Source organism: Rhodococcus sp. OK611, from assembly GCF_003050885.1.
Taxonomy (GTDB): Bacteria; Actinomycetota; Actinomycetes; order Mycobacteriales; family Mycobacteriaceae; genus Rhodococcus_G; species Rhodococcus_G oryzae.
In genome coordinates, this window is record NZ_QAOZ01000028.1 from 1 (window position 1) to 10,427 (window position 10,427).

At 65.8% G+C, this 10,427-nt stretch carries 7 protein-coding genes; 3 read left to right on the plus strand and 4 right to left on the minus strand.

Translation table 11 applies throughout. The features are described 5' to 3' along the window. Window positions 1-318 precede the first annotated feature (318 nt). Both C8K38_RS26480 and C8K38_RS26485 read right to left on the minus strand, forming a co-directional pair. Window positions 319-1,038, minus strand: coding sequence for a hypothetical protein (locus tag C8K38_RS26480; protein WP_097214406.1), 720 nt, complete (start codon window positions 1,036-1,038; stop codon window positions 319-321). Between the two features lie 827 nt (window positions 1,039-1,865). Continuing rightward, window positions 1,866-2,273 carry a Zn-ribbon domain-containing OB-fold protein gene (locus tag C8K38_RS26485; RefSeq protein WP_143548540.1) on the minus strand — a complete coding sequence of 136 codons (408 nt, stop codon included), beginning with the start codon at window positions 2,271-2,273 and terminating at the stop codon, window positions 1,866-1,868. A 263-nt stretch (window positions 2,274-2,536) separates the two neighbouring features. Here C8K38_RS26485 and C8K38_RS26490 point away from each other — a divergent pair, with 263 nt between their 5' ends. Both C8K38_RS26490 and C8K38_RS26495 read left to right on the plus strand, forming a co-directional pair. Beyond that, window positions 2,537-4,873, plus strand: coding sequence for an ATP-binding protein (locus C8K38_RS26490; RefSeq protein ID WP_097214411.1), 2,337 nt, complete (start codon window positions 2,537-2,539; stop codon window positions 4,871-4,873). Between the two features lie 124 nt (window positions 4,874-4,997). After that, entirely contained in the window at window positions 4,998-7,355 is a 2,358-nt protein-coding gene (locus tag C8K38_RS26495; RefSeq protein WP_097214408.1) for an ATP-binding protein, read from the plus strand. A 60-nt stretch (window positions 7,356-7,415) separates the two neighbouring features. Here the strand turns inward: C8K38_RS26495 and C8K38_RS26500 are convergent, their stop codons facing one another. Beyond that, window positions 7,416-7,991 carry a CAP domain-containing protein gene (locus tag C8K38_RS26500; protein ID WP_097214409.1) on the minus strand — a complete coding sequence of 192 codons (576 nt, stop codon included), beginning with the start codon at window positions 7,989-7,991 and terminating at the stop codon, window positions 7,416-7,418. Between the two features lie 439 nt (window positions 7,992-8,430). Beyond that, on the minus strand, window positions 8,431-8,991 hold the full coding sequence (locus C8K38_RS26505) for a hypothetical protein (protein WP_108168851.1): 561 nt from the start codon (window positions 8,989-8,991) through the stop codon (window positions 8,431-8,433). Between the two features lie 583 nt (window positions 8,992-9,574). On the opposite strand from C8K38_RS26505, the gene C8K38_RS26510 reads away from it, so the two are divergent. Continuing rightward, window positions 9,575-10,090 carry a ClbS/DfsB family four-helix bundle protein gene (locus C8K38_RS26510; protein WP_097214412.1) on the plus strand — a complete coding sequence of 172 codons (516 nt, stop codon included), beginning with the start codon at window positions 9,575-9,577 and terminating at the stop codon, window positions 10,088-10,090. Window positions 10,091-10,427 lie beyond the last annotated feature (337 nt).

Sequence of the window (10,427 nt, forward strand, 5' to 3'; positions counted from 1 at the left end):
GGGGGTGGTGTTGCTGATGTCGCGGATGTAGCGGGAGCTGCCGCTGTCCCAGGTGATCGTGGCGGGGGCTGCGGTGGCGGTGCCTGCGCCGAGGAAGGCGAGGGCTCCGATGGTCAGTGTCGTTGCCGTGCCTGCGGCGACGGCGCGCGTCATCTCTCGTGATGTCATGGTGATTCCTTCGGTCGCTGCTGTGCGACCGTCGACATCGACATCAAGGTCGCAGCGTTGGGGTGTGGGGGCCGTGTGCTCGGCGCGCGGCGGTCGCGGCGCCGAGCACACGGGGTCTGGCGGCGGGTGCCCAGCACCCGCGCTCTGGGTCTAGCTGCCGTTCTTGAGGACGCGGGTGATGGTGTCGCCGAGGACATCGCTGATCGAGCCGGTGGAGCTCATCTGGCCTTGAGAGGAACCGAGACCGGCGCCGTCCGCGCTGCCGAGGACTGCCTCGCCCGGGTTCTTCGCGCGCACGGCAAAGCAGGAGGTGAGGCCCGGCTTGTCGGTTCCGACGCCGACGGTGCCGCTGACGCCGATGCCGCCGCTGGTGACCTTCGTGCCGGCCGCGATGTTGTCCGGGACCTTGTAGGTGAACTCGGCGGTGACCTGGTAGCTGGAGCTGACGAACCAGCCGGTGCTGGTCACCTGCCAGCCGCCGTCGCCGGTCGGTTCGGGGGTGACGTCGGCGGTCTGTTGTCCCTGGGCGAAGTGGTAGGAGGTGACCTTCGCCGAGAGCGGCTTGCCGAAGCCGGCCGGCGCGTAGTCGCGGATCGTGTTGACGTACGGGTTACCAATGCTGCTGGTGCCGACCACGATCTTGTAGGTGACGTTGGTGCCGGCGGCGGCCTCCGCCGCCGAGACGCTCTTGTCGTAGGTGTGGGTGATCCACACGGTGCTCCAGTCGCTCTTGGTGTCGTGGCTGGTCTGGGAGCAGGCCGGGTCGGCGGCGTTCGCGACGCCGGTTCCGACGCCGGCCATGAGCAGGCCGGCGGGAAGGGCGGCGGCCGCCGCGAGAGCGGCGATGCGGCGGACTGTGTTCGAAGACATGTATTCCCTACTTTTCGCTGGTGCGGTCAGGTTCGCGTGGTGACCGCGTACTCCCGACGCCGGGCTTGTCCCGGCGTCGCATTCAACTCGTCGTCCGCCCCGGATGTGCCGGGGGTAGGACCCACACGCGACCGCCTGCGTGGCGGCCATGGGGGCCGGTGCACCTCGGGCGTGCACCGGCCCCGAGCCGAGCCGTCAGCTCAGCGAGTGCAGCAGGTTGCCGACCGCGGCGGCATTGCCGAGCGCGGTGAGGACGGAGAGGAAGGTTCCCATTGTTTTCTCCTTGACTCGATTTCCTGAATTGGTGCGGCCGCAACCAGGGGGCAGTTGCGGCCGCGACAATTTCTACCACGCCGACACAGGGCTATGTGAGCGAAAAGGAAAAGAAGTTTGGCGTGTGTCCAGTTCGCTCGGGAAGGTAAGGGGGAAGGGAGGTTCAATTCATTGTGAGTTCACGGAGTGTTCGCGTCGTGGGCATGTGATCGGCATGCGTCGCCCCCACGATATGTGAAGTATAAGTGCTGGTAAATACGTATTTGCAACCACTGCAGAGCGGGTAGGTGGGATGGGGCCGGCTGGGTCTCGGAGCCCTCTGCGTCCGTCGAATGACAACGATAAATTGTTGATCGGAGCAAAAAGTCGGTTAATCAATCCCCGGCCAATGCAGAATTGCCGCCCGGGCCGACATTGTCGGGGGCGGAGTTAATGCATCAGGAATGCGCTATTTGAATGTTCTAATATGAATACTTCTGCATTGTCGGCGTTGGTTCGTTATCGGCCCTTCGGGCCGATCGTTGAAATCTGCACCGGTCTTGGGCGGTTGTGGGTTATGCGGCGGGGAACTCCTGGTCGCGTTCGGCCCCACAGGCGCAGAACACCGGATACCGGTCCCCGGCGGCGGTGTGATCGAACTGAACGCGGACGTGTTGGTCCGAGCGGACCGCGATCTCGCCCTCGAGCCAGGTGCAGATCCAGGGGCCGTCGTCGAGCGCGACGACCGCGAGCAGGCACGGCATCGGATCGCCGCACCTGTCGGGCGACTCGCGATCGACGACCGTCCACGTTCGGATCTCCCCGAGTCCCGTCGACGGGACCTTCGGCAGGTCCTTTCCGCCACAGGCATCGCACGAGGAGCTTCCCGGACTCAGCAGGGTCGCGCAGCGCGCGCAGTTCCGGATCATCAACACCTCCGGCGACGGATGGGTCGACTGCGGCGGTCGTGTGAGCAAGAGCATCAGGAACCTCGACTTCACGCTGGGCAGAACTGGTGAATCTCATACTTCGCGGGGGCTGTGTCGAGCACCACGGCAGGATGACGGGGGGAGGTACCTGTTTTTGGGCCCCGCCGTCCGCGACCACATCTCGCATCCGCGCGACAGCAAGCGCCCCCATGGCGTTACAGTTCACTCTAAAGTGTCAAGTCGGAGCTTCGCCGCACGAGGCGGATTCCGGTCGATATCGTTCGCGGCCCTGAGCCGGGGGAGAGATGGGAGTGACGATGCCGCCCATCACCCGTGGCAAGGCGGCTGGCAACCTTCCCCTCGAACTGAACAGCTTCGTCGGGCGCCGCAACGAGACGGCCGAGTCGAGGCGACTGTTGTCGTCGTCGCGGCTGTTGACGTTGACCGGTATCGGTGGTGTCGGCAAGACGCGGCTGGCGCTGCGGGTCGGCGCGGACTCGAGACGAGACTTCGAGGACGGTGTGTGGCTGGTCGAGCTCGGCGACCTGCGCGATCCGGCCCTCGTTGCGGGCATGGTGGCCGCCACGATCGCGCCGCGGAACATCTCGAGCGAGCCGCCGCTCGAGATGTTGGCTGGTCATCTGCGTGACCGACGACTGCTCCTGGTGATCGACAACTGTGAACACGTGGTGGATGCGGTTGCGACCCTGGCAATGACCCTGTTGCGACGCTGTCCGGGGCTGCGGATCCTGGCCACCAGCCGCGAGGCCCTCGCGGTCGGCGGCGAAGCCGTGTTGCGAGTCCCGTCGCTCGCGGTACCGGACCCGGACGAGCCGCCGTCGCTGCAGGACCTTGCTCGCTACGAGGCCGCGGCTCTTTTCCTTGAACGCGCTGCCGTCGCGGTGCCCGGTTTCGCCCTCAGTGAGGACAATCGAGTGGCCGTGGCGCAGATCTGTCACCGGCTCGACGGGCTCCCGCTTGCCATCGAGCTGGCGGCGGTCCGGTTGCGGACACTGTCGGCCGAGCAGATTCTCGACCGGCTGTCCGATCGGTATCAGCTGCTCACGGGCGGCCGCAGGGGAGCGCCGAGCCGGCAGCAGACCCTCAGGCTGTCCATCGACTGGAGCCGCGAACTGTGCACCGAAGCGGAACGCGAGCTGTGGGGTCGGTTGACGATCTTCTCCGGCGGGTTCGAACTGGATGCGGCGGAAGGGATCTGCGCCGGTGATCAGCCGGTGGACGAGGTGCTCGACGTGCTGGCCTCGCTCGTCGACAAGTCGATCCTGATCTGCGAGGGCGCGGGGGCGGTGGCGCGCTACCGGATGCTCGAGACACTGCGCGAATACGGCCGCGAGGAGTTGCTCGGCCCGGACGACATCGCGGTCCTCCGTCGACGGCACCTGAGCTGGCACCGGGATCTGGTCTCGACGACGAGATTCGAGTGGATCGGCCCCCGCCAAGTCGAGCTCATGGCCCGACTGGGACGCGAGCAGACGAACCTGCGTGAGGCGCTGCACTTCTGCATGAGCGAGCCGGACGAGGCCGACACGGGCCTGCAGATCTCAGTGGCCCTCTTCCCGTTCTGGCTCTCCCGTGGCCTCCTCCGCGAGGGCAGATACTGGCTCGACTGCGCGCTCGAGCTGCACGGGGACGAACCGTCCGTCGACAGGGTGAAAGCGTTGTGCGCCAACAGTTTGCTCGCCGGCTATCAGGGCGACTTCGCGTCGGCCGCCGCGTTGGCGGCGGCGGGACACGACCTCGCGGAGCACCTGGACGACGACACGATGCGCGTAGCGGTCATCCACGCGAGCGCGTATCTCGCCGCCTTCGCCGGGGATCTGCCGGGCGCGCTCGCCGGCTGGGAGAAGGCTCTCGCGGCGTTCGCGGACCAGGGGAACAACCTCAGGCAGATCTCGACATTGCTCGGACTCACCTTGGCGTCCGGACTGCTCGGCGACGCGGCCAGGGCCATGAGTTACCAAGAAGACGCCCTTGCCATCAGCGAACGAACCGGCGAGTTCGTTTACCGGGCATATGCGGCCTGCGCCCTCGGGCTCGCGCTGTGGGAGGCCGATCCACCGCGCGCCGCCGGCCTTCTCGAACAGGGGCTGCGGCTGTCCCGATCGGTGGACGACATGCTCGCCGCCGCGATGTGTGTGGAGACGCTGGCGTGGATCGCCAGTGCGGAGAATCGCCCCCGACGTGCCGCGCTGCTGCTGGGCGCGGTGGAGACGATGTGGCGGGGGGTGGGCAGCGCAGGAGTGGTTGCCCGCACGCTGCAGGTGCACCACGCGGAATGCGAGCAGCAGACCCGTCAGGTCCTCGGTGAGCGGGCGTTCGAGGGCGCCGTTCGAGAAGGGGCGCGGTGGAGCCCGGAGGAGGCGATCGCGTTCGCGCTCGACGAACTCTCCGAGGCGGAGGATCGGCAGCCCGCGGGGTCGGCATCGGCGCTGACCCAGCGCGAGCACCAGGTCGCCGAGCTCGTGGCTCAGGGCCTGACCAACAAGGCGATCGCCGCGCAGCTCCTGATCTCCCAGCGCACCGTGCAGGGGCACGTCGAGCAGATCCTCGCGAAGCTCGGATTCGCCTCCCGAATCCAGGTCGCGGCGTGGATGGTCGAGCAGGGATTGAGCAGCAGGCCCGGGAACACCTGACGCCGGAGAACGGCCGGGCGTGTGTCACCGCGGATGAACGCAACAACATGGGCACAACGCCCCTGTTCTTGCCCACCAGGGGTAGTTTCTGTCACACGAACCCGGCGAAACGACAGGACGTTCGATGACGACCTCCGTGAAGGACAAGCCAGGAAACGTGCCGGCCGAGTTGACCAGCTTCGTCGGTCGGCGTCACGAGATAGCCGAGGCGAGGCGGTTGCTGGCGACGTCGCGGCTGGTCACGTTGACCGGCATCGGCGGGGTCGGCAAGACCAGGCTGGCGGTGCGGGTCGCCGCGGAGTCGCGGCGGTCGTTCACCGACGGGGTCTGGTTTGTCGTGCTCGGCGAACTGCACGACTCTGCCCTGTTGGCGGAGACCGTTGCCGCATCCCTTGGGCTGCCGGATCAGCCGGGACGTTCGGTCTCTGACCGGCTGATCGATCATCTCGCCACCCGGCAGACCCTGTTGGTGCTGGACAACTGCGAGCACTTGCTCGGTGCAGTAGCGGAAATGGCACAGAGACTGTTGCGATCGTGTCCGGAGCTGCGGATCCTGGCGACAAGCCGCGAGCTTCTCGGGGTGGACGGGGAGCTGGTGTTGCGGGTGCCGCCGTTGACCGTTCCTGACGCCGTGCAGACCCCGCCACTCGAGGCGATGCCCCAATACGAGGCGGTGGCGCTGTTCGTCGCACGCGCCACTGCGGCTATGGCCGATTTCGCGCTCACCGAGGCCAATTGTGCTGCGGTGGCAGGAATTTGCGGCAGGGTGGATGGACTTCCGTTGGCGATCGAGCTGGCGGTGGTGCGGATCCGGGCGATGTCGGTCGCGCAGATCATGGAACGCCTGACCGACCGGTACCGGCTGCTGACGGTCGGTTCTCGGGTGGCACCGACCCGGCTACAGACGTTGCGGTCGTGTGTGGACTGGAGCTACGAGCTGTGCACCGCGCGAGAGCAGCAGGTATGGGCGTGGCTGTCGGTGTTCGTGGGCGGTTTCGAGCTCGATGCTGCCGAGGGGGTGTGTCCCGAGGGTCTGGTCGCCGACGATTTTCTCGACGCGGTCGGCTCGCTCGTGGACAAGTCGATCCTGGTACGTGAGCAGGTCGGGGAGGTCGTGCGTTTCGGCATGGTCGAGACGATCCGCGCGTACGGCCGTGAGAGGTTGCGCGAGTCCGGCGACTACCTCCGGGCTCAGCGGCGGCACCTCGCCTGGTACGAACGGCTGGTGCTGCAGGCGCAGTCCGAGTGGATCAGCGCCCGCCAGATCGACTGGATCGACCGACTCGATCGGGAACGGCCGAACCTACGGGAGGCGCTGACCTTCAGTCTCACCGAGTCGGTGGTCGAGACCGATCCGGACGCGAACGCGCACATCGTCAATGCCCTGTGGCTGTTCTGGTCGTACCGGGGCCTGTTGGCGGAGGCCAGGCATTGGATGGGCCGCGCTCTGGCGAGCTCTGACGATGCGCAGGCCGTGGAACGGCCGTTGACGTTGTATGGCGACTGCGTGTTCGCGGGAATGCAAGGGCAACTCGACGACGCCGCGGAGAGGGCGGCGCGGTGTCGCGCGCTTGCGGAACAGCGCGGAGACGCGGAGTCGCTCGAGATGGCGAACTATGCGAGCGGGTATCTGGCCGTGTTCAGCGGAGACCTAGTCGCGGCGGTCGAACCGTTCCAGACCGCACTCGACAGTGCATATGCGGCCGAGTCTCACTTGGCGGGAACCGGGCTCCGCATCGCCCTGGTGACAGGCGGACTTCTCGGCCTGGCAATCGCGACTGGACTGTCGGGGGACCAGGAGGCGGCCGCCAAGTGTCACGAGCAGATCCTCGCGATCACCGCCCCGCGAGGTGAGTTCTCCTTCCGCGCGTACTCGTCGTGGGCTCTCGCGGTGACCACGCTGCAGGCCGGCGAGACCGATCGGGCCGCAACTCTGCTGGAACAGGCGTTGCGGCTGCTCCGGCAGCTCAAGGATCCGGTCATGACGGGATGGTGCCTGGAGTCGTTGGCCTGGATCGAGATCCGCGGAGGCGAGCCGATGCGTGCCGCGGTCCTGATGGGTGCCGCGGAGACGCTCGCACAGACGGTGGGACGATTCTCCGTGACCCTCCCGTACATGCTCGGGAACCACGACGAGTGCGTGCAACTGACCCGTGACGCGCTCGGGGACCGCGCCTACGGTGAAGCATCTCGAACCGGTGCCGCCATGAGCCTTGACGAATCCATCGCGTACGCCCTCGGGGACGCCCACACCGACAAGCCCCGGACGGCACCGGTCGCATCCGTGTTGACCCCGCGCGAATCCGAGGTGGCAGGCCTGGTCGCGGCCGGCCACACGAACAAGGTGATCGCCTCGATGCTGGTGATCTCACCCCGCACCGCCCAGGGCCACGTCGAACACATCCTGGCCAAGCTCGGGTTCACTTCCCGGACCCAGATCGTGGCCTGGATCGCCGAGAATCAGTTGGATCGGCAGGCCTGATCCGGGTGGCCCCGGGCCGGTGACGACTCCTCGTCGGTTGATGAGACCGCCCGTCCTCGCTCAGTACCGGGCGAAGTTCTGGGTGGCCCAGGCCCGGCCGTTCGGTCCGACGTAGTAGCCGACTCCGATGTCGGTGATGTCGGGGTTCAGCATGTTCGCGTTGTGGCCCGGTGAGTTGATCCACTGCTTGACGAGCTGGTCGGCCGAGGCCTGCTTCCAGTTCTGGAGCACGTTCTCCGACGCAACTCGCCAGCCCTGCGGGATCTCCTTGCTGTAGGCCGGGTTGTGCGACAGCGTCCCGGCCTTCGCGAGCCGGCCGCTCCACGACTGGGCGACCTCTGACATGTCCGCGTTGAACTTCAACGGGGGCAGGCCGTTCCGCTTGCGGTGTTCGTTGGTCAGCCTGGCGATGTCCGCCGCCATCTGATCGGCAGCGCGATCCGCCGTCTGATCGGCGGCGCGATCCGGCGTCGACGGGCGAGGGGAGGCCTCGCAGTCCGAGGATCCGAACAGCGAACCGATTTGCTCGATGAAGCTGCACGAGGACGAGCTCGAACCGAATGCCTCGGAGGACTCCTGGGCCGCCGCTGTGGTGGGCCCCGCCAACGCCGCCCCGGCGACGATCGCCGAGATCAATGCGGTATGTAGGACCCTGTGTGATGAACGAATAGTTCTGCGCTCCTGCGGTATTGGGCTTGCGTCACGACGTTGCGCGCAAATGACGGCCCAACCTTAGATGATCTGCGCGACAGCGCTGGACGACTGACCGGTTTGCGTATCGACGGTGTCACGCGGGCATGTCGCCACACCGAAGAATGGGTCGCAAATGTCGCATATGTACCGAATTTCGGCCTGATTCACATACGAAATCATGAGTATGCCGGGCGAAACTTGTGTCAATCAGTTCATGTGGGTTGGTGTCTCGTGACCGGGGCAAAGAGCCACGTGGAATCCGGACGCATTGGCGTGCGACGAGGACCTCGCGGTGGTCGGTGTGTACGCGAACCGATACCGGAGGTCCTCGCCAACTTCGTCATGCCACGCTGGTCGGAACCTGCCTGGGAACTACCTGGTTTCAGGACCCGAACAGATTCCCCAACGAACCACTTGCGCTTGCGCTCTTGGCCACCGAGATGGTTGGGCCCTTGTCCGGGTAGTTGCCCGCGCCGAGCGATCCCGAGTATTTCATCGAGGTGTTCAACGCGACATCGCGGTCACAGTTGGCGCCGACCTTGTACGAGTACACCATGGTGCGCGGCGAGGTCGAGTTCACAAGCCAGCTGCCGACGACCTTCGCAGATGTCGGATCCGAGTTGGTGAGCGCCGTTTGGACCCCGTCGATCTTCAGGTCTACGAAGGTCAGGCATGCCGGGTGGACGTCCGTCATCTCTTGGATGGTCTCGTCGCCGGTCTCGGCGTTGGGGACGCGGCTGAACGTGGTCGACACCGAGATGGTCTCGCCCACGGCGGGCGTCACGTTGCTGATCGTGCGGGTGAATGTGCTGCCGCCGTCCCACCAGTTGACCGAACCCGGCGCAGCACTTGCCATTCCAACGCCAGCGGTGAGCGCCAACCCGGCCGCCACCGCGAACGCGCTCACACCACCGATCACGCGACGGGAGTTGCTCTGAATCATTGTTTTCCTTTCATGGAAGGATCTGGAAGGCCCCCCGACTTGATTCCGGGCATCAAGAGGGTCATTGCAGAATCCGTGTCCTCTTTGAGTAGGGATAGAGCCTGGCTGTGGAACCCGTGCACCGCAGGCCGTAAGGGATTCGCTCAACGTTCCAACCAGCTCGGCACCGGAGGACGAGAACCTACGGTCGCCAACCAGCGGACCGGCAGCCGTCAGAAGCGACCTGAGCAACTGAACGAGTTTGGTCCGGCAACTGAGCGAAGTAATGCACTCACGAGATCGCGCCAATCGATCCCGGTTCTCCATCCGTTCATGTGAATCGAATGGGGGTGTGACCTATGCCACGGCTTCGTAAGCTAGCGCCGGACCGGCGCCGGGCATATCCGCCATGCTGCAGGTGAGGGATGCGGCGACCATTTCCGACACCGGTCGCGAACTCCAGCCTGGAGCACGGCAGCCGATGACGAATGGTCGGCGACGATGGCTCGCGGTCGCGCTGATGCTTGCATGCCAACCGTGGCATGCGGTTTCGCCTCGATTGGGCCGATATGGTGGGCGCAGGTGCAGGGTGAAGGGAGTTTCGATGGCAGTGCCGCAGTCCAAGGTCGAGTTGCTCGATGCCATCGGCGACAGCTACTGCAAGCTCACCCGTGATCTCGAGCGCGTCCCGCCGGAACTGGCGCGAGAGTCGACGCTGCCGGGGCATGCGGCGGGAACGATGATGAGTCCGGCCGACCTGGTTGCTTACCTGATCGGATGGAACGAGCTGGTGCTGTTGTGGTTCGAGATCCGCGGCCGGGGTGACGAACCGAGCTTTCCCGCCCCGGGCTTCACATGGAATCAGCTCGGCGAGCTGGCTCAGAAGTTCTACAGCGACCACGCCGCCGAATCGTGGACAGGTCTGCTGGCACGCTTCGCGGCGGCCGAAGAGCAGGTGATCGCACTGGTCGAGTCCATGAGCGACGATGAGTTGTACGGTGCGTCATTCCACCGCAGCTACACCGCCGGCCGGATGATCCAGTTCAACACCTCGTCGCCCTACACAAACGCTCGTCGACGTATCCGCGCCCGGCTGCGCGAGCGAATTTCCATGCCCTGATCAGGTTGCCGAACATACAGCCGACATGATCGAGGGGGGTCCCCACCACCGCGCAGTTCCCGCAATGGCTGTGACCGAAAACACTCACCGTGAGCGATTCATCGACCGCCACCAGGCGCAGCGCCCTTCGCAGGTGAGTGTTCACGGGCACCGCGCCACGATGGGCGCCCCATCGACCTCAAGACTGAGGATGAGTTGTCCAGTGTCGGGGTCGCCGGCTGCGCACGCCGTGAACCGGGAGAGGCGTCGGTGACAAGTAGGCATGTGGACACTGATGCACTCCGCGAGGTCCCAGCCCCGCGAGACAATGAGCTGATCGCCCGGTCGCTGACGGATC

Bases quoted from the DNA above. Each gene is read 5' to 3' on its own strand.
- C8K38_RS26480 (WP_097214406.1), bottom strand. From the start codon at position 1,038: ATGTCTTCGAACACAGTCCGCCGCATCGCCGCTCTCGCGGCGGCCGCC.
- C8K38_RS26485 (WP_143548540.1), bottom strand. From the start codon at position 2,273: ATGCTCTTGCTCACACGACCGCCGCAGTCGACCCATCCGTCGCCGGAG.
- C8K38_RS26490 (WP_097214411.1), top strand. From the start codon at position 2,537: ATGCCGCCCATCACCCGTGGCAAGGCGGCTGGCAACCTTCCCCTCGAA.
- C8K38_RS26495 (WP_097214408.1), top strand. From the start codon at position 4,998: ATGACGACCTCCGTGAAGGACAAGCCAGGAAACGTGCCGGCCGAGTTG.
- C8K38_RS26505 (WP_108168851.1), bottom strand. From the start codon at position 8,991: ATGATTCAGAGCAACTCCCGTCGCGTGATCGGTGGTGTGAGCGCGTTC.
- C8K38_RS26510 (WP_097214412.1), top strand. From the start codon at position 9,575: ATGGCAGTGCCGCAGTCCAAGGTCGAGTTGCTCGATGCCATCGGCGAC.